Source organism: Plantactinospora sp. GCM10030261 (assembly GCF_042666615.1).
GTDB lineage: Bacteria > Actinomycetota > Actinomycetes > Mycobacteriales > Micromonosporaceae > KBS50.
Genome location: NZ_JBHTDD010000010.1, coordinates 1 through 19,980 on the forward strand (window position 1 = coordinate 1; position 19,980 = coordinate 19,980).

21 protein-coding genes are annotated in these 19,980 nt (G+C 73.7%); 9 read left to right on the forward strand and 12 right to left on the reverse strand.

All coding sequences use genetic code 11. The annotated features are described in order from the left end of the window. On the forward strand, nt 1-852 hold an 852-nt coding region (locus tag ACFQUZ_RS14010; protein ID WP_377442018.1), incomplete at its 5' end, for an FAD:protein FMN transferase. A 46-nt stretch (nt 853-898) separates the two neighbouring features. Here the strand turns inward: ACFQUZ_RS14010 and ACFQUZ_RS14015 are convergent. The 3 genes from ACFQUZ_RS14015 to ACFQUZ_RS14025 all read right to left on the reverse strand — a co-directional run bounded on the left by ACFQUZ_RS14015 (nt 899) and on the right by ACFQUZ_RS14025 (nt 4,369). Beyond that, entirely contained in the window at nt 899-2,542 is a 1,644-nt protein-coding gene (locus tag ACFQUZ_RS14015) for a BCCT family transporter (protein ID WP_377442020.1), read from the reverse strand. A 71-nt stretch (nt 2,543-2,613) separates the two neighbouring features. Next, complete coding sequence (locus ACFQUZ_RS14020; RefSeq protein ID WP_377442022.1) at nt 2,614-3,651, reverse strand: sensor histidine kinase; 1,038 nt, start codon at nt 3,649-3,651, stop codon at nt 2,614-2,616. Further along, on the reverse strand, nt 3,644-4,369 hold the full coding sequence (locus tag ACFQUZ_RS14025) for a response regulator transcription factor (RefSeq protein WP_377442024.1): 726 nt from the start codon (nt 4,367-4,369) through the stop codon (nt 3,644-3,646). Before ACFQUZ_RS14025 ends, ACFQUZ_RS14020 begins: the two co-directional genes overlap by 8 nt. Nucleotides 4,370-4,480: 111 nt before the next feature. Between ACFQUZ_RS14025 and ACFQUZ_RS14030 the strand changes: the two genes are divergently transcribed. Then, complete coding sequence (locus tag ACFQUZ_RS14030; RefSeq protein ID WP_377442026.1) at nt 4,481-5,593, forward strand: NAD-dependent epimerase/dehydratase family protein; 1,113 nt, start codon at nt 4,481-4,483, stop codon at nt 5,591-5,593. Here ACFQUZ_RS14030 and ACFQUZ_RS14035 read toward each other — a convergent pair. Further along, the gene (locus ACFQUZ_RS14035) at nt 5,565-6,983 is read right to left on the reverse strand and encodes a hypothetical protein (RefSeq protein WP_377442028.1); all 1,419 of its coding nucleotides are present in this window, start codon (nt 6,981-6,983) and stop codon (nt 5,565-5,567) included. The genes ACFQUZ_RS14030 and ACFQUZ_RS14035 overlap by 29 nt on opposite strands. A gap of 169 nt (nt 6,984-7,152) precedes the next feature. Here ACFQUZ_RS14035 and ACFQUZ_RS14040 point away from each other — a divergent pair, with 169 nt between their 5' ends. Genes ACFQUZ_RS14040 through ACFQUZ_RS14065 form a run of 6 tightly spaced genes read left to right on the forward strand, consistent with a single transcriptional unit; the run spans nt 7,153 to nt 11,518 of the window. After that, on the forward strand, nt 7,153-7,803 hold the full coding sequence (locus ACFQUZ_RS14040; RefSeq protein WP_377442030.1) for a glycosyltransferase family 2 protein: 651 nt from the start codon (nt 7,153-7,155) through the stop codon (nt 7,801-7,803). Next, a complete protein-coding gene (locus ACFQUZ_RS14045; protein ID WP_377442032.1) occupies nt 7,800-8,507 on the forward strand; it encodes a DUF2064 domain-containing protein in 708 nt (235 codons plus the stop codon). The genes ACFQUZ_RS14040 and ACFQUZ_RS14045 overlap by 4 nt, the downstream gene beginning before the upstream one ends. After that, on the forward strand, nt 8,504-9,199 hold the full coding sequence (locus tag ACFQUZ_RS14050) for a class I SAM-dependent methyltransferase (RefSeq protein WP_377442033.1): 696 nt from the start codon (nt 8,504-8,506) through the stop codon (nt 9,197-9,199). The genes ACFQUZ_RS14045 and ACFQUZ_RS14050 overlap by 4 nt, the downstream gene beginning before the upstream one ends. Next, nucleotides 9,196-10,347, forward strand: a complete 1,152-nt coding sequence (locus ACFQUZ_RS14055) for a molybdopterin-dependent oxidoreductase (protein ID WP_377442035.1) — start codon at nt 9,196-9,198, stop codon at nt 10,345-10,347. Before ACFQUZ_RS14050 ends, ACFQUZ_RS14055 begins: the two co-directional genes overlap by 4 nt. Continuing rightward, on the forward strand, nt 10,344-10,784 hold the full coding sequence (locus ACFQUZ_RS14060; protein WP_377442037.1) for a hypothetical protein: 441 nt from the start codon (nt 10,344-10,346) through the stop codon (nt 10,782-10,784). The genes ACFQUZ_RS14055 and ACFQUZ_RS14060 overlap by 4 nt, the downstream gene beginning before the upstream one ends. 59 nt (nt 10,785-10,843) lie before the next feature. Next, nucleotides 10,844-11,518 (forward strand): GNAT family N-acetyltransferase, encoded by a 675-nt coding sequence (locus ACFQUZ_RS14065; protein WP_377442039.1) that lies wholly within the window; start codon nt 10,844-10,846, stop codon nt 11,516-11,518. Nucleotides 11,519-11,540: 22 nt separating this feature from the next. On the opposite strand, the gene ACFQUZ_RS14070 is transcribed toward ACFQUZ_RS14065, so the two are convergent. The 3 genes from ACFQUZ_RS14070 to ACFQUZ_RS14080 all read right to left on the reverse strand — a co-directional run bounded on the left by ACFQUZ_RS14070 (nt 11,541) and on the right by ACFQUZ_RS14080 (nt 14,985). Then, the gene (locus ACFQUZ_RS14070; RefSeq protein ID WP_377442041.1) at nt 11,541-12,233 is read right to left on the reverse strand and encodes a hypothetical protein; all 693 of its coding nucleotides are present in this window, start codon (nt 12,231-12,233) and stop codon (nt 11,541-11,543) included. A 439-nt stretch (nt 12,234-12,672) separates the two neighbouring features. After that, nucleotides 12,673-13,416 carry a TetR family transcriptional regulator gene (locus tag ACFQUZ_RS14075; RefSeq protein ID WP_377442043.1) on the reverse strand — a complete coding sequence of 248 codons (744 nt, stop codon included), beginning with the start codon at nt 13,414-13,416 and terminating at the stop codon, nt 12,673-12,675. Between the two features lie 114 nt (nt 13,417-13,530). After that, nucleotides 13,531-14,985, reverse strand: coding sequence for a glycoside hydrolase family 3 N-terminal domain-containing protein (locus tag ACFQUZ_RS14080; RefSeq protein WP_377442045.1), 1,455 nt, complete (start codon nt 14,983-14,985; stop codon nt 13,531-13,533). A gap of 173 nt (nt 14,986-15,158) precedes the next feature. Here ACFQUZ_RS14080 and ACFQUZ_RS14085 point away from each other — a divergent pair, with 173 nt between their 5' ends. Continuing rightward, nucleotides 15,159-16,334, forward strand: a complete 1,176-nt coding sequence (locus tag ACFQUZ_RS14085; protein WP_377442047.1) for an ROK family protein — start codon at nt 15,159-15,161, stop codon at nt 16,332-16,334. A gap of 17 nt (nt 16,335-16,351) precedes the next feature. Here ACFQUZ_RS14085 and ACFQUZ_RS14090 read toward each other — a convergent pair whose 3' ends face one another. The 5 genes from ACFQUZ_RS14090 to ACFQUZ_RS14110 form a co-directional block, all read right to left on the reverse strand. Then, a complete protein-coding gene (locus ACFQUZ_RS14090) occupies nt 16,352-16,711 on the reverse strand; it encodes a DUF952 domain-containing protein (RefSeq protein ID WP_377442049.1) in 360 nt (119 codons plus the stop codon). A gap of 52 nt (nt 16,712-16,763) precedes the next feature. Further along, nucleotides 16,764-17,282: a GNAT family N-acetyltransferase gene (locus ACFQUZ_RS14095; RefSeq protein WP_377442051.1), complete on the reverse strand. Its 519-nt coding sequence runs from the start codon at nt 17,280-17,282 to the stop codon at nt 16,764-16,766. Nucleotides 17,283-17,684: 402 nt separating this feature from the next. Continuing rightward, nucleotides 17,685-17,912 (reverse strand): hypothetical protein, encoded by a 228-nt coding sequence (locus tag ACFQUZ_RS14100; protein WP_377442053.1) that lies wholly within the window; start codon nt 17,910-17,912, stop codon nt 17,685-17,687. A gap of 40 nt (nt 17,913-17,952) precedes the next feature. Next, a complete protein-coding gene (locus tag ACFQUZ_RS14105) occupies nt 17,953-18,942 on the reverse strand; it encodes an ABC transporter permease (RefSeq protein WP_377442055.1) in 990 nt (329 codons plus the stop codon). After that, nucleotides 18,939-19,952, reverse strand: coding sequence for an ABC transporter ATP-binding protein (locus tag ACFQUZ_RS14110; protein WP_377442057.1), 1,014 nt, complete (start codon nt 19,950-19,952; stop codon nt 18,939-18,941). The genes ACFQUZ_RS14105 and ACFQUZ_RS14110 overlap by 4 nt, the downstream gene beginning before the upstream one ends. Between the last annotated feature and the right edge of the window lie 28 nt (nt 19,953-19,980).

The following is a 19,980-nucleotide window of genomic DNA, read 5'->3' on the forward strand; positions in this document are numbered from 1 at the left end:
GGGGAGGGGGAGGGGAACGGGGAGGGGAACGGGGAGGGGTGGTGCGTGCGGGCGGCAGGCGGTAAATCTGTCGGGATGGGTCTGCGCCGCGTCGAACACATCATGGGTACGGCCGTCAGCGTCCAGCTCAGTGACCCGTTGCCGGCCGACCGGCTGGCCGACCTGGCCGAGCAGACCTTCGACTGGCTGCGGGAGGTGGACCGGCGGTTCAGCACCTACCGGGAGGACAGTGAGGTCAACCGCTTCCACCGCGGGGAGTTGAGCATCGCCGAGTGCTCCGCCGACCTGCGGGCGGTGGTCGACACCTGCGCGGACCTGTGGGGCCGGACCGACGGCTACTTCGACGCGTACGCCACCGGGCGGTTCGACCCGTCCGGATACGTCAAGGGCTGGTCGGTGCAGGTGGCCTCCGACCGGCTGCTGGCGGCCGGTTGCGCCGCCCACTGGATCAACGCGGGCGGGGACATCCGGGCGCGGGGCGGGCCGCGTCCCGGCGAGCCGTGGCGGATCGGTATCCGGCACCCGGTCGAGCCGGACCGGGTGACGTGGGTGCTGGCCGTCACCGATCTGGCGATCGCCACCTCGGGGACGTACGAACGGGGGCGGCACGTGATCGACCCGCGTACCGGCCAGCCGGCTACCGGACTCAGCTCGGTGACCGTGGTCGGACCCGACCTCGGTGCGGCCGACGCCTACGCCACGGCCGCGTTGGCCATGGGGCACGCGGGGCTCCGCTGGCTGGCCGACCTGCCCGGATACGCGGGAGGCGTCATCACCGACGACCTCACGGCGTACACCTCGTCAGGTCTGCCGGTGATGGACACCAAGCCGGGACGGCCGGCAGGGCATTGAGCGGCGCGGAGCCGGCGCGGGCGGCACCGCCGGACGGGCCGGCCGGTCACCGCGGCCGGCGGCCGAGGAACCAGCGCACCGGGTGCGGGTCGGTGTCCTCCTCCTGGTAGGAGCGGGCGGCCCGGACGGCGGCGCCCAACCCGTACGGGCGGGTGTGTCGGCCGCGTCCGCCGGCCATCGGATCGGCGGCCAGTTCACGCAGCAACGAGACCGACAGGCCGAGCAGCACCACCAGGAACGGCAGCGCGACCATGATGGTCGCCTGCTGGAGCGCGGACAGGCCGCCGGCCAGCAGCAGGACGGCGGCCACGGCGCCGATCAGCACCCCCCAGGCCACCACGAGGAGCCGGTTCGGGTGCAGCGCTCCGCGCGAGGTGAGCGAGCCCAGGACCAGCGAGGCGGAGTCGGCGCTCGTCACGAAGTAGATGGCGATCAGCACCATGGCGAGCACCGAGGTGACCGAGGCCAGCGGCAGGGCTGCCAGCAGGCCGAAGAGGGCCTGCTCGACCCCGGCGTCCACGTCCGCCACCAGGTCCCGGGCGCCGGTGGCCTGCAGGCGCAGCGCACTGCCGCCCAGGACGGAGAACCACACCACGCTCGCCCCGCTCGGCACCAGCAGCACCCCGACGAGGAACTGCCGGACCGTACGTCCCCGGGAGATCCGGGCGATGAAGGTGCCCACGAACGGGGCCCAGGAGATCCACCACGCCCAGTAGAAGATCGTCCAGGTTCCGAGCCAGGCATTGTCCGAGAAGGCGCCGGTACGGGTCGACATGGTCAGCAGGTTCTGCAGGTAGTTGCCGACCGACGCGGGCAGCACCTCGAGTGTGTAGATGGTCGGACCGACCACGAAGACGAAGAACATGAGGAGCACGGCCAGCAGGACGTTGAGCGTGGACAGCCACTTCACCCCCCGGTGCAGGCCGGTGAAGGCCGACACCACGAACGCCGCGGTCAGCGCGCCGATCACGATGACGTCCAGGCTCGTCGTCTCCCGTATTCCCCCGACGATGTCCAGGCCCGCCGCCACCTGTAGGGCGCCCAACCCCAGGCTGGTGGCCGTGCCGAAGACGGTGGCGAACACGGCGAGCAGGTCGATCACTCGGCCGGCGGCGCCGTCGGCCCGGGCCCCCAGCAACGGCACGAAGGCGGCGGAGATCCGGTTGCCCCGGCCCTTGCGGAAGGTCGCGTACGCCAGGGCGAGGCCGGTCACCGCGTAGATCGCCCACGGGTGCAGGGTCCAGTGGAAGAAGGTGTACTGCATGGCCGCCGACGCCGCCGCGTCGGACTGCGGCGGGATGCCGGTGGGCGGCGGCGGATCGGCGTAGTGCCCGATCGGTTCGGCGACGGCATAGAAGACCAGGCCGATACCCATGCCGGCGCTGAACATCATGGCGATCCAGGCGAGGGTGCTGAACTCCGGCTCCTCGTCGTCGGCGCCGAGGCGGACCCGGCCGAACCGGCTCGCCGCGATGATCACGGTAAGCACCAGCAGCGCGTCCGCGGCCACCACGAACAACCAGCCGAACGTGCCGAGAACCCAGGCGAGCCCGTTCGTGCCGAAGTCGGCGAGGGACGGCCGGGCGAAGACCCCCCACAGGACGACGGCGAGCACCCCGGCAATTCCCAGGCCGACCACCACCGGGTCGATCCGGGTGCCGCGACGAGGTATCTCGGTCCCCTGCTCCATCTCCGCCTCCTCGGACCCGCTGCCGTCCATCCTGCGGCTCCGGGACCGATCGCGGGGCGTAACGGCAATTCCTACCTGGGGAGACGGACCACGAACCGGCAGCCGCCCACGATGTTCTGCACGTCCACCCGGCCGCCGTGCGCCTCCACGAGGCCACGCACCACGGCCAGGCCCAACCCCCCGGCACCGCCGCCGCTCGCCGTCCGGGGGGTGCGGGCCCGCTCGCCCCGGAACGCCACGTCGAACAGCCGGGGCAGGTCCGCCTCCGGGATGCCGCCGCAGGTGTCCGCCACCGACAGCCACACGCCGTCGGTGTCCCGTCCGGCATCCACCCGCACCGTGCCGTCCTCCGGCGTGTACCGCACCGCGTTCAGCAGCAGGTTGGCCACCACCCGCGCCAGTTCCGGCTCGCTCGCGGAGACCACCGGCCAGCCGCCACCGTCCGCCGCCGGTCCGCCGTACTCCGACGCCACCAGGCGGACCCGCCGGGCCGCGGCCACCGGCTCGGCACTGGCCAGCGCGTCGGACACCAGGTCCCGCAGCGGTACGGCGGACAGCGTCAACCGCAGCGCGCCGGCGTTGATCCGGGACAGCTCGAACAGGTCATCCACGAGCCGCGCCATCCGGTCCGTCTCCGTCCGGATCCGCCGGTGGTACTCGGCGACCGTCGCCGGATCGGCCACCACCCGGTCCTCCAGCGCCTCCGCCATCGCCCGCAACCCGGCCAACGGCGTACGCAGGTCGTGGGACACCCAGGCGACCAGGTCCCGCCGGCTGGCGTCGAGCTGCCGCTCCCGCTGCCGGGCCTGCTCGGCCCAGACGGCCGCGGCGGCCAACCGGCGACCGGACAGCGTGCCCACCACGAGACTCACCGCGGCCGCTGCCGTCACCGTGATCAGCACGACCTCCAGATCATGGGCGGAGAGGAACATCGCCTCGGCGACCACCACCACCCCGGCCACCACGGCGGTCACCGTCACCGCGAGCAGGACGCCGATGTGCAGGGTGATGGACCTGCCCCGCAGCAGCCGCAACGTCACCGCGCCGGCGAGCCCGACCAGGCCGGCCGCGACCAACGACATCGCGAAGATCAGGGCGAGGTCACGCATCGGCGTACTCGTACCGGTAACCGACCCCCCACACCGTGACGATCCGGCGCGGGACCGCCGGGTCGTCCTCCACCTTCTCGCGGAGCCGCCGCACGTGCACGGTGACCGTGGACTGGTCGCCGAAGCTCCAGCCCCACACCCGGTCCAGCAGATCGGCCCGGCGGAACGCCCGGGACGGGTGCCGCATCAGGAAGGCGAGCAGGTCGAACTCGCGAACCGTGAGGGTCAGCTCGGTGGCACCCAGCCGGGCCAGCCGGCGCGCCGGGTCGACGACGAGTGCGCCGTCGGTCAGCACGGCGGGACGCGGCGACTCCGGCGCGACGGCCGTCCGGCGCAGCACCGACGTCACGCGCAGCACCAGTTCACGCGGGGAGAACGGCTTCGTGACGTAGTCGTCGGCACCCAGCCGCAGACCGAGCACCCGGTCCGCCTCCTCGCCCAGCGCGGTCAGCATGACGATCGGCAGGGCCGCCGACCGGTCGCGCAGCCGCCGGCACACCTCCAGTCCGTCGACGACCGGCAACATCAGGTCGAGGACGACAAGGTCGGGCCGCTCCCGCTCGGCGACCCGCAGCGCCTCGGCGCCGTCCCCGACGTGGGTCACCGTGTAGCCCGCGTGCACCAGATACCGGCACACCACATCGCTTACCGTGCGATCGTCGTCCACCACCAGGATCCGCCGGCCCGTGCCCGTACCCCGGGAGTCGTCGCCCGCCATCGGGTCAGCGTAGCCACCCCGGCGCGACGATCGGCGGCCCAGTTCTTGTGGATGCCTTACGGCTGGCCCACGTCACCACCGAACCCCGGCTCACCGACCTAGCGTGGCGGCGTGCGCGTTCTGGTCACCGGCGGAGCCGGGTTCATCGGATCTCACGTTGCCGACCTGGCGGTCGCGGCCGGACACGAGGTGGTGCTGCTGGACGCGCTGCTACCCCAGGCGCACGGTGCCGCGCCGCCGGAATGGTCGGCCGCGCACCGGCTGGTCCGTGGCGACGTGCGGGACCCGGATCGGCTGGCCGGGCTGCTCCGCGGCGTGGACGCGGTGTGCCACCAGGCGGCGATGGTCGGGCACGGCGTCGACCCCGGCGACGCTCCCGACTACGCCAGCCACAACGACCTCGGCACCGCCGTGCTGCTGGCCGCGATGCACTCCGCCGGGGTACGCCGGCTGGTGCTGGCCAGCTCGATGGTGGTCTACGGGGAGGGTCGGTACCGCTGCCCGGCGCACGGAGTCGTGACGCCGGCGCCGCGCCGCCCGGCCGACCTTACCGCCGGGCGGTACGACCCCGGCTGTGCCGCCTGCGGCGCCACGCTCACCGCCGAACGGGTGCCGGAGGACGCCCCGACGCGTCCCCGCAGCACCTACGCGGCGACGAAGCTGGCCCAGGAACACCTGGCCGGCGCGTGGGCACGGCAGACCGGCGGCGCCGTGTGGGCGCTGCGCTACCACAACGTGTACGGCCCGCGGATGCCCCGGGACACGCCGTACGCCGGGGTCGCCGCCATCTTCCGTTCGGCGCTGGCGGCCGGGCGACCGCCCCGGGTGCTTGAGGACGGTCGGCAACGCCGCGACTTCGTCCACGTCCATGACGTCGCACGCGCCAACCTGCTGGCGTTGACCACCGATCCGCCACCCGGCGAGTGCGTGCCGGTGAACGTCTGCTCGGGCGAGCCGCACACCGTGGGGGAACTGGCGGTGGCGCTGGCCGACGCGGTGGGCGGCCCACCACCGGAGGTGGTGGGTGGCGCCCGGCCGGCCGACGTGCGTCACGTGGTGGCCTCGCCCGAGCGGGCCGCCGCGCTGCTCGGTTTCCGGGCCGAGGTGACTTTCGCCGCCGGAGTGCGGGCGTTCGCCACCGATCCACTGCGCGCCGCGGCGGCGGTGGCGGACGAGACGCGGGAGGCGCGCGCCGTCAGGAAACCGTCCACAACAGATGGTTGACGGCGAGCGCGGTGACCGCCTGGCCGGCCAGCCAGCGACGCCGGTCACCGGACGGCAACCGGGCCACCGCGATCAGCAGCCAGACGGTGAACGGTAGCCAGATCCGTTCCACCTCGGCCTTCGACAGGCCGGACAGGTCGGCGAGCAGCACCGCCCCGGCGGCCGCCACCGGCAACCAGACGGTCACCGGTTCCGGCGCGGCGGCGATCGGGGCCGGCCCGGCCGGTGCCCGGCGTACCCGCCGGACCGTCCCCGCCAGCGCCCGGTACGCCGCCACCCCGGCGCGGCGCAGCGCGGGCGCCGCCACGGGTCCGGCCGACAGCACCAGCGCGGCCAGATTGGCCCAGACCCAGTAGCCGTACGGCCGGTCCGCCGCCCAACCCTGGTAGTACCGCCGCACCACGAGGTGGTATCCGTCCAGCCAGTCGAACCCGGCGACGGTGAACACCGTCACCACCGCGAGCACTCCGCCACCCGCCAGCGTCATGGTGACCAGCCGCCGGTCCGGCCGCAGTGCCAGGACCGTCAACGCCAGCAGACCGACAAGCACGAATCCGTACGACAGGTAGAGCGCGGCGCCGAGCGTCAGTCCGGCCGGCACCGCGGCCCAGCGACTCCGGGACGCCAGCAGCGCCAGCCCCGCGGCCACCACGCCGGCGAAGATCCCGTCTGCTGAGGCGCCGATCCAGACCGCGCCCGGCAGGAGCACCAGGAAGGGCAGCACGGCCCGTGCCGCCGGTTCGTCGCCAAGCGCCCGGAGCGCCACCGGGACCGAAACGGCCACGCTCGCGCCGACCAGCACGCAGGCCAACGCCGCCCACGTCCCGCCGCCCAGGCCGACTCGGTCCAGGCCGACGAAGACGAGCAGCGCACCCGGCGGATGGCCGGCGGTGTGGGTGGCGAACGAGCCGGGCTGGTGATCCAGGATGCGGCCGGCGAATCCGGCCAGCAGGTCGGAGACCGAGCCGACCCGGGGCACCTCGTACAGGTACTCGGCCTGCGGGGTGAGCCGGCGGGTCAACCCGGCGGACCAGCCGTCCACCAGGGCCAGCGACAGGGTCCAGGCCACCGCCGCCGCGTACCCGGCGAGAAGCAGCCGGCGCCAGCCCGCCCCGGCGGCCCAGCCGGGTCCCCAGGCGACGACCGCGACGGCAAGCGCCACCGCCGGGGCGCTGCCCCACCCGACATGCGGCTGCCAACTGGCGTACAGCGGCGCGGCGTCCGCGTACAGCCGTACCCCGTGGTGGTTCAGCACCGCCCCGACGCCGGCAGCCACGGCGACCAGCGCGAGTCCGACGGCGAGCAGCGCGCGGTCGGCCCGCCGCCCGTCCGGGTCGCGGAGTCTCGGTCGGACGGACGGGGCGGTGGCGGTGGCGTGGCATCCAGACATGACGATCGCCGACGGTACGTCCAGGACGCCCCGCCGGGCGGGTTCCCGACGATCCGTCAGCGGGCCGTAAGAACCCGTCATCGGGCCGTAAGAAATGGCTGGTCCGGTAAGGATTCCGTAACGCCGGGGGCCGGTCCACGCCAGCCGATCGGCCCTAGCGTCGCCAGGCATGGAGATGGATGTGGTGCTGCCCTGCCTCGACGAGGCGGCCGCCCTGCCGGGGGTGCTGGCCGCGCTGCCCCCGGGATGTCGGGCCATCGTGGTGGACAACGGATCGTCCGACGGTTCGCCGGAGGTCGCCGCCCGGCACGGGGCCGTGGTGCTGCGCGAACCGGTACGCGGATACGGCGCTGCCGTGCACCGGGGGCTACTGGCGGCCCGGACGCCTGTCGTCGGGTTCCTCGACGCGGACGGGTCGCTCGACCCGGCGGCGTTGACGACGCTGGCCGGACCGGTCCTGGCCGGGTGGGCCGACCTGGCCGTGGGGCGCCGGGTGCCGGTCACGCCGGGCGCGTGGCCGTGGCACGCCCGCGCGGGCAACGTCGCCATCGCCGCGATGCTGCGCCGTCGCGGCGTCCCGGTGCACGACATCGGACCGGTGCGGGTAGGCCGCCGGACGGACCTGCTGGAGTTGCGGGTGGCCGACCGTGGCTTCGGCTACCCGCTGGAGTTGCTGCTCCGTGCCGGGGCCGCGGGCTGGCGGATTCACGAGGAGAGCGTTCCCTACGGCCGGCGCGCTGCCGGCACCCGGTCGAAGGTCTCCGGGTCGGTCCGCGGCACCCTGCGCGCCGTTCGCGACATGGCGTTGGTGCTGCGGTGACCATCCTGCTGGTGATGGCCAAGGCCCCGGTGCCCGGCGCGGTGAAGACCCGGCTGTGCCCGCCGGCCAGTCCTCGGCAGGCGGCGGCCGTGGCGGCGGCGGCGCTGCTGGACACGATCGACGCGGTGCGCGCCACCCCAGGCGTCGTGCCGGTCCTCGCGTGCGCCGGGCGGTTGGGCGACGCGGTGCGGGCGGCCGACCTGGCCGCCGCTCTCACCGGCTGGCGGATCGTGCCGCAGCGTGGCGCGGGCTTCGCCGATCGGCTGGCCAACGCGCACGCCGACGCGGCCATGATGGCCCCGGCGCGGCCGGTGCTCCAGATCGGCATGGACACGCCGCAGGTACGCCCCGCCGACCTGACCGCCGCCGTGGCACGACTCAAGGCGGCGGACGCCGTCCTCGGGCCGGCCACCGACGGCGGCTGGTGGGCACTGGGCCTGCGCGACGCCGCCCTGGCAGACGTGCTCCGGACGGTGCCGATGTCCACCCCGAACACCGGCTCGCTCACCCGGGCGGCGCTGGCCGGGTGTGGGTCGCGGGTGGTCGACGCGGACACCCTGACCGACGTGGACACCTGGGCGACCGCCCGGGAGGTGGCCTCGATGGCACCCGGTGGCCGCTTCGCCGCCACCGTGGCCGGGGTGGCCGCGACACTGGCCGTGCCCGCCAGCGGGACGAGGCTGGTCGGGGAGGTGCGCCGATGAGTGGGCGGTCGACCGTGCTGGCCGCGGACACCATGGGGGTCGCCGAGGGCGCGGCGGGTGCCTTCGCGGTGCCGCTGGCTCCCCGGCCCGGCGAGCGGCACTGGCTGGTCCAGGATGACGGCCGGTGCCTACCGCTTCCGGCGCGCCGCTGGCACGGACCGGCCGAACCGGAGCTGTGCCAGTTGGCGCGGCGCTGCACCGGCCCGACGGTCGACGTCGGGTGCGGACCGGGCCGGCTCACCGTGGCGGTAGCCCGGCGTGGGGTGGTCGCCCTGGGAATCGACACCTCGCCGGTGGCGGTGCGGCTCACCCGGAACCGCGGCGCCGACGCGCTCCTCCGGGACGTCTTCGAGCGGCTGCCGGATGAGGGACGGTGGGCGCACGTCCTGCTGGTGGACGGGAACGTCGGGATCGGCGGGGACCCGGCGGCGCTGCTCCGCCGGTGCGCCGAACTGCTCCGACCCGGCGGCAGCGCGCTTGTGGAACTCGCCCGACCCGGCACGGGCCTGTGGCGCGGCCAGGCGTACGTCGCGTCTGGCGATCGGCACGGTCCCCGGCACCGGGGCCCGGTGTTCCGGTGGGCCCGACTGGGCATCGAACTGCTCGACGGGTACGCGAGCGGCCAGGGCCTGCCGGTGCGCGCCATGTACACCACCCACGGGCGGTGGTTCGCCGAACTGGTCCGCCGGTGACGACCCGACGACCGGGGCCCACCGGCCGGCTTCGGCTGCCGCGGCCCACCGACTTCCGCGCGCCGGCCCACGCCCCGGAGGTGGCCGCCCGGCTGGGTCTGTGGCTGGGGTTGGCCGTGGCACTGTGCTTCGGCACCGGGCTGCTCAGTCACCTCATCCAGCACCCGCCGGGCTGGTTCGCCTGGCCCAGCCGACCGGTGTGGCTCTACCAGGTCACCCAGGGCACGCACGTGCTGTCCGGGATCGCGGCGGTCCCGCTGTTGCTTGTCAAGCTGTGGAGCGTCTATCCCCGGCTGTTCGCCCGACCGCCGCTGCGGCCGACCCGCCGGCTGCTCGGACACGCCCTGGAACGGCTGTCGATCCTGGTCCTGCTGGCGGCCGTGAGCTTCGAGCTGATCACCGGCACGCTCAACGTCGCGCAGACCTATCCGTGGCACTTCTTCTTCCCGGCCGCCCACTACGCCGCGGGATGGCTGGCGATCGGGGCCCTGACCGTGCACGTCGGGGTGAAGCTGCCGGTCATCCGGTCGGCCCTCGGGTCCGGCCCCGCTCCACCCGATGTCGACACTGACCGGCGGGCGCTGCTGCGTACGGCGGTCGGGACAGCCGGGGTGGCGGTGCTGGCCACCGCCGGGGTCACCGTGCCCTGGTTGCGCCGGTTGTCGCCGCTGGTCTGGCGCGGCGGCGAGGGGCCACAGGGCGTACCGGTGAACCGGACGGCGGCCGCCGCGGGCATCGTGGTACCGGCGGACTGGCGGTTGGAGGTGATCCATCCGGGCGGTCGGCGGACGTTCGACCTCGCCGACCTCGCGGCGCTGCCACAACGCTCGGCCCGGCTGCCGATCGCCTGCGTGGAAGGCTGGAGCGCGACGGCCACCTGGACAGGCGTTCCGGTGGCCGGGTTGCTCGCCTCCGCCGGCGCGCCCACCGACCGGCCGGTGCGGATCCGGTCCCTGGAGCCCGCCGGTCTGTACGCCACAAGCATCCTTCCGGCGGGTCACGTACGGGATCCGCTCACCCTGCTCGCGCTGCGGCTCGGGGACGAGCCGTTGTCCCCGGACCACGGCTACCCCTGCCGGATCATCGCGCCCAGCCGGCCGGGCGTTCTGCAGACGAAGTGGGTCACCCGGATCGAGGTGCTGACGTGAGAATGGCCCGGATGGCGCTGGTGGTGCTCGGCGCGGCGGCCGTCGCGTACGGCTGCCTGTTGGCCTGGCCCGAGGCGGCTCGCATGGTTCCCTGGCTGGTGGCGGGTCCGGTGCTGCACGACGCCGTGCTGGCCCCGGTGGTCGCGGCGGCGGGGTTGCTGGTGGCCAGGTCGCTGCCGGCGCCGGCTCGGTGGTGGGTCCGGGCCGGGCTGGTGATGACGGCGACGTTGCTGCTGCTCGCCGTGCCGCTGGTGCTGCGGCCGGGTGCGACGGTGGCACCGGAGCCCGGCCTGTCGCACCTGGCGCTGACCCGGCTGGCATGGTGGCTGGCGGTGCTGTGGGCGGTCGTGTCCGTCGCCGCCCGCTGGTCGGCGTCGCGGCCCCGCGTGCGTGCGGCGCGCGCGGAGGACCACCAAGCCGAGCGGCGGCGGCAATAGGATCAGCCGGTCGATCGGTGGCCGCCCCGGCCGCCCTTGGGCGGTGCGGAGGGAGCCCGATGTACGACCGGCGTCTCTATCTGCATCTGGCCACCTGGCTGGGGCAGTGGCCGGCCGGTCCGGGCCTGCACGTCGTCGGGTCGGTCCGCCGGACCACGCCCGGCTGGGATGGTCAGGTGTACGCGATGGTCGGTGTCGGCGGCGGGGGGTCGACGGTGATCTCGATCCCCCCGGACCGGGCGGTCGCCGCCCGAATGGCCGCCGCCGGCTCACTGGGACGCCTGCTGGCCCGGCTTCCCGCGGTGCTGCACCGGCCCGACTCCCGTACCTACCGGGCGGTGTTCCGGACCACCCGGTCCCCGGCCCGGCTGCCGCCGGCCGGCGAGTGGGTGCCGGCCGGAGATCCGGTGGTCCCGGACTGGCTGCGGCCGTTCGGTGGGGAGGTGCTGCTGGCCCGCGACGTCGACGGCGGCTACCTGGCCGGTGTCGGCATCAAGCGGCACGACCGGCACGGGCACGAGTTGGCCGTCGGCACCGAGCCGGCGGCGCGTGGCCGGGGCCTGGCTCGCCGGCTGGTCGCCCAGGCTGCCCGCCGGGTGCTGGATGAGGGTGCCATCCCCACCTACCTGCACGCGGTGGACAACGTGGCGTCGGCGCGGGTGGCCCGGGCCGCCGGCTTCCCCGATCGGGGCTGGTCGGCATACGGCATGGTCGATCCACCGCAGGCCGGGTGACGTCACGTCCCCGCTGCCTCGGTCACCCTGATCCGGACGCGCCGGACGCGCCGGACGTGGCAGGCGTCCGGGTCCGGTCCGCCGGCTCGGCCGGTTCCGCTGCTCTGGTCTCGAACAGCAGCGGTAACACGGCCAGCCAGATGAACAGGGCGCCCAGCCCTTCGAAGACGCGCCACCCGCCGGTCGAGGCGCGGCCGACCACCATCAGCACCACGCCGATCGCCGCCAGCAGACTGCCGCCGGTGCCGCCCTCCCGCTGGCCGGCGGCCAGGACGATCAGGATGACCAGGCCGACAAGCAGCAGGGCCGGCCCCAGGTCGTGCAGAACGTACCGGAGGCCCGGCGGTTCGCTGAGCCGGTGGACGAGATCGGCCAGGTCAGCCCGGTCGCCAGCCCGCCAGCCCGCGACCAGCGAAACGATCGCCTGCGCGGCGAGCACCGCCGCACCGACCACCGCCAGCGGGACGGCAAGTCTGGCGAACTGGCGGCGGCGGCCGTCCACCATGCGGTAGAGGGCGACCGAGCCGGCGGCGAGGAGCGCGAAGCCGACCACCCACACGAGGTGGGCCACCGTCCAGGCGGCTCCCGGCCCGCGATGCCCGCCGAGGCGGGTGACCAGCCAGCCCGCGAACCAGACCAGGGGGGCGACGCCGAGGGCGGCCCGCGACAGCCGCCCGTTCGGCCGGCCGTGGGAGGGGCACACGGACGTCGGCATGGTGACGAGCCTAGGAACGATCCGCCACATTTCCCATGGGTGGCTCGCCTGATCCCTCCCCTAGGTGAACCCGACCTGTGGGTGAGTCTTGACGGGCGAACGCGGCAACCTCCCGCGCGACCGAGGTCGCGTCTCGCGGACCGTGGACCCGCACGGGTCCACGGTCCGCGTCCATCCCCAGGCCGGGACTTCGGGCAGCCGGAACGGGCCGAGGCGGCGGCGTGCCGGATGCGAGGCAGCACGGAACAGGCGGGTGTGCCGGCGGAAGTGGTGCCAGAGGCCGCAGTGGCTCGCGGCGCATCGGTAACGCTACGGATTCACCGTTTGGCTTTCAAGGTGGCTCGCCCGAATTCCTCCTTCGGGTGCCTGAGCTGCTATTTCTCGTACGCGAGGAGGGTGCTGGATGCTGTGGTCCCGATGGATCGGCAACCGTGCGTGATCAGGGGCGGATGACCCGGAGCAGGTCCAGCAGTTCCCGGGTGACCGGCCGGAGCAATGGCAGGTGGGACGACCGCACCAGCCGGTCGATCAGGGGAGCCGCACCGTCGATGAGGCGACGGGTCTTCACCTGATCCGGCGAGCGGTCGTGCACCCAGAACAGCACGACACCCAGCCAGGCCAGCCAGAGCAGCTCCGGCAGCATCGGGCGCAGCTCCCGATCCACCCGGACCGACGAACCGTCGAGCACCTCCGCGAAGATCCCGATCGTGCGGACCCTGGTCTCCGTCGACTCGGCCGAGAACGGGCTCAGCGGCGACGTCGGCTCGGCCGCTGTCTTGAAGAACGAGGTGGCGAACTCGTGCGACGGAGACAGCACATCGATGCCGCCGTGCAGCACCCCACGCAGCCGGGCGACGAACGCCCGTTCGGTGTCCAGCACCGGCCTGGCGGCGGCCTGGATCTCCACCTCGGTGTCCCGGTAGAAGCCCTGGATCAGGTGCTCCTTCGAGGCGAAATAGTAGTACGCGTTGCCGACCGCGACCCCGGCCTCCTGGGCGATCGCGCGCATCGTGGTCTGGGCGTAGCCGCGTTCACGGAATAGCCGCATGGCGGTGTCGAGGATGAGCTGCCGGGTCTGGTCACCGCGGGCGGTGGACCGTCCGGCCCCCGACGACCGCGGACCCGCGATGTGGGGGCGGCCGGTCCCGTCGGCCGGGCCGACCGCTCCGCTCTGTTCGCTCATCGTCGCCACGGTATCCCGAGTGGTCCGGCCGACGTCCTCCGCCCGTACGACGGCCGGAGGGTCCGGCTGGGGCGATCGCTCGCCGGTGGGCCATCCACGTCGCTCGCGGGCGCCTCAGGCCGGCCGAAGGCCCAACACCTCGGCCGCCGCGCGGCCGTTCGCGTGGCTCGCGCCGTACGTCGTCATGAAAGCCCGGGCACCGGTGGGCCGCCAGGTGGACGGCCAGCCCATCTCCACCACTGTCACCGGGTGCGTGGCGGCCAGCGCCTCGACCAGTTCCCGCGCCCCCGCCAGCCGGTGCAGGTGCCGACCCACAAGCACGATCGGCCGATCGCCGATCACCTCGCGCAGCGCCGCGGGATCGGTGTCGGCGGCGACCACCCGGTGCACCGGCGTCCCGTTCAGGTGCGGCCCGAGACCCCATGGCACCCGTCCCTCGGCGATCGTCGAGGCGGCGACGAGCTGGACCACCAGCGCGGTCCCATGGTCGGGCAGTTCGCCCTCCACCCGGACGGCCCGGCGCGCCGCGACGTATCCGAGGTCGGCCGAGGTCACCTCGGCCGGCGTCCGGGTCCGCGTCCAGCGGGCCAGGTCGTCCGCTCGCGACGCCGCCTCCTCGACCCGCTCGACGGGGAGCCGGCCGTCCCGCAGCGCCGTCGCGATCTCGCCGACGACCGTGTCGACAAGCGGCGCGTCCACGTCGGCGCCGATGCAGAGCAGGTCGGCGCCGGCGGCCAGGGCGCGCACCGCGGCCGGTCCAGTGCCGCCGGCGGCGACCGATGCGCCCTTCATCTCCAGTGCGTCGGTGACGACCGCGCCGGTGAAGCCGTACCGATCGCGCAGCAGGTCGACCAGGACGGCCCGGCTGAAGGTGGCGGGCAGCGCGCCGGTCAGTGTCGGGACCCGGATGTGCGCGGTCATGATCGCTCGGACGTCCGCCGCGATGACGGCCGCGAACGGCGGAAGGTCGCGTTCGACAAGCACCTCCAGCGGTACGTCGACGGTCGGCAGTTCGTGGTGCGAGTCGGCGACCGTGGCTCCGTGGCCCGGGAAGTGCTTGGCGCAGGCGGCGACGCCGGCGTCCTGGAGGCCGGCCACCGCGGCGGAGGCGTGCGCCGCGACCCGCGCCGGATCCGCGCCGAACGACCGGGTGCCGATCACCGGGTTGTCGTCGGCGGAGTTGACGTCGACGGTCGGCGCCAGGTTGAGCGTGATTCCCGTCGCGGCCAGTTCGGCGCCGATGGCCTGGTAGACCCGGCGGGTCAGCGGCACGTCGTCCACTGCGCCGAGGGCCGCGTTGCCCGGGTACGGGCTGCCCACGGCGTGCGCCAACCGGGTCACGTCGCCACCCTCCTCGTCGATGGCGACGAGCACGTCGGGACGGCTCGCGCGCAGCGCCGCGGTGCAGGTGGCGACCTGCCCGGGAGCGTCGATGTTGCGGCCGAACAGGGTGAAGCCGGCAAGTCCCTCGGCGGTCAGGTCGAGCGCCCATTCCGGTGGTTCGGTCCCGGGAAAGGCGGCCAGAAGTGTCCGCAACGCCAGCCGGCGCAGCCCTGGATCGGTCCCCACGGTGTCTCCCCTCCGCGGCCCGGCGTCGGCCGGACGGCGTGCCCGGACAGGCCCTCTCGACCCGTCACCTGCCAGGTAGGCCGAGCGCCGGACGGCCGGTTGACCATTACGCTACGGCTACCCTGGTGGGCTGATTATGAACAGTTAAGTTTGCTGACAATAGAGGGACCCAGATGAGCGCCCCCCGCCTTCCCGGCACGCCACGCCTGCTGCGCGCGCTCAATGATCGCGCGGCACTCGAGCTGCTGCTCGCCCGCGGGCCGCTCACCCGCTCTCAGCTCGGTGTCCTGACCGGCCTGTCCAAGGTCACCGCGTCACAACTGGTGGAACGGCTGGAGGAGCGCGGACTCGTCACCCGGGTCGGCGAGCAGGCCGGCGGACGCGGCCCGAACGCCCAGCTGTACGCCGTACGTCCGGCCAGCGCGCACGTGGTCGGGGTGGACGTGGGCCCCGACCGGGTCGTGGCGGCCTGCGCGGATATCACCGGCGGGGTCACCGCTCGGGTCGAGCAGTCCACCCGGGACACCGACGATCCGGTCGGCGTCGTGCACAACGCGGTGGTTCAGGCCGCCGGCAGCGCCGACGCCCAGCTCACCTCGGTACGTCGGGTGGTGCTCGGCACACCGGGCCTGGTCGACCCGGCCACCGGCGACATCACCTTCGCGTTCAACCTGCCGCGCTGGCACCGTGGACTGCTGGCGGCCCTGCGTGAGGATCTGCACACCCCTGTCGTATTCGAGAACGACGTCAACCTGGCGGCGGTGGCCGAGGCCCAGTCCGGAGCCGCGCACGGGGTCCGGGACTTCGTCATGCTCTGGGCGGACATCGGGGTGGGGCTCGCCATCATGCTCGGCGGTCGGCTGCACCACGGCAGCACCGGCGCCGCGGGCGAGATCGGCTACCTGCCGGTATCCGGCGCCCCGGTCTATCGGGACGCGACCCGCCGGACCATGCCGCCGTTCGGCCAGCTCGCCGGTGCCGAGGCGATCCGGACGGTCGCGGGGGAGGGCGGCTTCCCGGCCGCCACGGCCGCCGACGCCGTACGCGCCGCCAGCGCCGCCGGCGCGGCCGGGGGACCCGTGCTGGACGAGGTGGCCCGGCGGCTCGCCCTCGGCGTCGCCGCCACCTGCGTGGTCCTGGATCCGCCGCTTGTGGTGCTCGCCGGGGAGGTGGGCCGGGCCGGCGGGGAGGCGCTCGCCCAGCGGGTGGGGCAGGAGGTCGCGGCGATCACCCCGGTCGCGCCGAAGGTGGTGGTGACCGAGGTGCCGGAGGAGCCGGTGTTGCGGGGGGCGTTGGCCGTCGCGCTGGACGCCGCCCGAGACGAGGTGTTCGGCTCCACCGTCGGTTGAGGAACGCGCATGCCTCGTCAGCGGTCGTGGGCCTCGGCCTGCCGCAACGCCTTGGCGACCGCCGCGCCGACCGGCTGGTCGGCCGGCAGCGGATACTCGGCACGTACCGCGGCCACCGGCAGCGGACCGTACAGATGGGGGAAGAGCGCGCCACCGCGCGACGGCTCCCAGCGCAGCTCGGCATGGACCCGGTCCGGGTCGACGGCGAGCATGGTCAACCCGGTCTGGCCGGCGAACACCCGTTCCGCCGTCTCCACCACCTGCTCGGCGGTGGAGAAGTGCAGGTACCCGTCGCGCAGGTCGTCGGCCGAGCCCTCGTACCGGCCGGTCACCTTGGCGCGGTCCCACTCGTCGACGGTCAGCAGCTTGTAGATCACGTCGGTAGCCTACGGTCCACCGACGAGGGCCAGTACCGGAACCCGGGCAAACCTACCGGCGGAACTCGGCGGCGGTGAGCCGGAAGAGCGTGGCATCGGCGTCGTAGAAGACCCCGTCCCGTTCGGGGCGCATGCCAACCTTCCGCAGCACCCCGCGGGACGCTGTGTTGTCGTGGCGAACGACCGCGACGACCGACGGCAGACCACAGTGGTCGAACCCGTACGCCAGGCAGGCGCGCGCCGCCTCGGTAGCGTAACCCTGACCCCACGCGGCACGGCCGAGGTAGTAACCCAGCTCGACCTCGTCCTCGTCGGCCATCCGTTGTAGACCACAATGGCCGATCACCTCCCGGGAGGCGGTGACCTCGGTCACCCACATGCCGAAGCCGTCGCGCTGCCAGCCGTCGAGCCGGTCCGCCCAACTCCGCAGGCTCGCCGTGACCGGCCGGCGTCGTCCGGCCCAGGTGACCGTGGGATCGACGTCGACCACGGCGCGATGGACGGCGAAGTCCTCCGGCCGGAACTGGCGCAGCGACAGTCTGGCGGTCGTTATGTCCGGATGGTTCGTCACGGGCGTCCGGTACCCGGCTGACGTCGGCGATACACCCTCGCGAGGCCTTCGTCGACGGTGCCCCGGCCTCGACCTGTCCGAGCCCACGCTGTTCGGCCCTGGGGTGAGATCACCCGGACGCCACTTACTGCGTACCGTGTGTCACGTCTCGTTTGGGTTGCCGCGGGGTCCCGGCGCCCTTTGCGCTGCTGTAGCCCACGCAACACCCGGATCAAACTAATATTATTGTCAATTATCGATATATGGTGGTCGGTTGCGACGGTTACCGTGAGTTGCCGTTGCGTGGACTACGGCAGCGCAAAGGCGACCGCCGGATCGCCGTGCGGCCCGTCCTCGGTGACCGAGAATGCGTCTGGCCGTCAGGCCCGGTGCATACCGGCAACCCGTAACGTTCGTGCACATCTAGCCGCGCGGGGTGCCGTCCCATCGCCACGAGGTGAGCGCCGGCAGGCCGGGCAGGGCCAGCCGGCCCGTGGCCCACTGAAGGGTCGGCCACGGCTCGCGGCCGGCCGGCGCGGACGGAAACAGCCGGCGCAGCGCCGCACCGCACAGATCGGCCGGCGGGGACCAGGTCAGATTCAACCCGGCGGCCACGTCGTGCATGTGGACCAGGATCTCGACGACGCCCATCGCGGCGAACCATCGCAGCCGGACACGCCACCTGGCCCGCTCAGGCGAGATCCCGGCGGCGGAACGCGGCGAACGCGGCACCGACGCAGCCGCCGGTGACGGCCAGCAGCACGATGAAGGACTGGGTGGCGGTGAGAGTGTACATCGGCGAGCACGCGAAGCCGGAGCACCCGCTGAGGTCCCACAGCTCCAACCGCCCGCGCAGCCAGGCCGCGATGTGGGTGGACAACATCCACAGGTCACTGCGGGTGGTCTGGCTGATCTCCATCACGATCCGCGCGCCGGCCTCCCAGATCACCCCGTACGCCGCGACGACACCGAGCGCCGCCGCCGTGTGCCGGCCCAGCGTGGCGATCGCGAAGCCGGTCGCGGTGGCCAGCAGCACCAGCACCAGACCGCGTGCCAGCATCAGCAGCAGACCTCCCCAGAACTCACCGCCCAACCGGCCAGGGAGTCCGGCCACCTCGGCGATCAGCCGGAAGATGCCGACGTAGCCGACCGTCGCGGCGACCGACACCGCCAACGTCGCGCCGAGGACCGTCCCCAGCTTCACGCCCAGCACCGTCATCCGCTCCGGTCGCCAGAGCAGCATGTTGGTCATGCCGCCGGAGGTCAGCTCGGCCCCGACGGCGGAGGCGCCGACCAGAAAGCCGAACAACACCAGAAAGGCGATGAGGAAGTAGCTCAGCGGCTTGATCTCCCGCTCGAAGACGAACACACCCGCCAGGTAGGTCGCCAGGCTCGGCCGGACCGGCCGCACCCGCTCACAGTCCGGCGGCGCGACGGCCGGGTCCTCCGGTGGCGCGTCGAACCGCTGCCGCTCCAGGCAGTCGCTGTAGTACCGCTGCATGGTGTAGAACGCGTCGTCGGCCTCCCGCTGGGCGGTCAACACCTCCTCCTGGGTGGGCTGGTGCGAGCCGGCCAAGGTGGTGGCGATGGTCACCCCGAACGCGGCCAGCAGCAGCGCCACCATGAGCCGGACGAAACCACGTGAGGCCAGCCGGTGTGCCTCCGCGCGGACCAGATTCACGGCTGTACTCCCGAATCCTCGGTGGTCAGCGCGCCCAGTTCGATCACCTGGGGGCCGTCGTGGCCCGCCACGTCGACCTGGCGTGGGAGGTCCGGCACCGCGGCCGCCCCCGTCAGCTCCAGGAAGACGCTCTCCAGGTCGGGCGTGAGTGGGGTCAGCTCGGTCAGCCAGACATCGTGCTCGCCCAGCAGTCGGGTGAGCCCGGCCGGGTCCGCCACGTTCCCGACCACCAGGTGGTCGGCGGTGGCGGCGACGGACATTCCGCCCTCCGTCAGCAGCGCGACGGCGCGGTCCGGGTCGGCCACCCGTACCCGGTACTCGGCCCGGTCGTGCCCGGCCAACACCTCGTCCACGCGGCCGGTGGTGACCCGCCGGCCGCGCGAGATGATCGTGACGTGGTCGCAGATCTGTTGGATCTCGGTCAGCAGGTGGCTCGACACCAGCACGGTCACGCCGTCCGCGGCGAGGCCGCGAACCATATCCCGCATCTCCCGGATACCGGCCGGGTCCAGGCCGTTCGCCGGCTCGTCCAGGATCAGCAGCTCCGGCCGCTTGAGCAGCGCGGACGCCACCGCCAGCCGCTGCTTCATGCCCAACGAGTACGCCCGCACCCGCTCCTCGCCCCGGCCGCGCAGACCGACCAGTTCCAGCACCTCGTCGACCCGTGACGCCGGTAACCCGCCGGCGGTGGCGAGCAGCTGCAACGTGCGCCGCCCGGTGAAGTTGGCGAAGAACTGGGGACTCTCCACGATGGCCCCGAGTCGGTGACTCACGACCCGCAGCCGGTCCGGGGTGGGCTCGCCGAGCACCCACATTCGGCCCGCGTCCGGCCGCACCAGGCCGAGCAGCGCGCGCAGGGTGGTGGTCTTGCCGGACCCGTTCGGCCCGAGGAATCCGTGCACCTCACCGGCCGCCACGCTCAGGTCGAAGCCGTCCAGGGCGACCCGGGAGGTGCGGCGCAGGTGACGAAACGTCTTACGCAGACCGGCGATCTCGATGACCGCGCTCATGGGACCCCCCAGACCCGCCGGTCCGGCG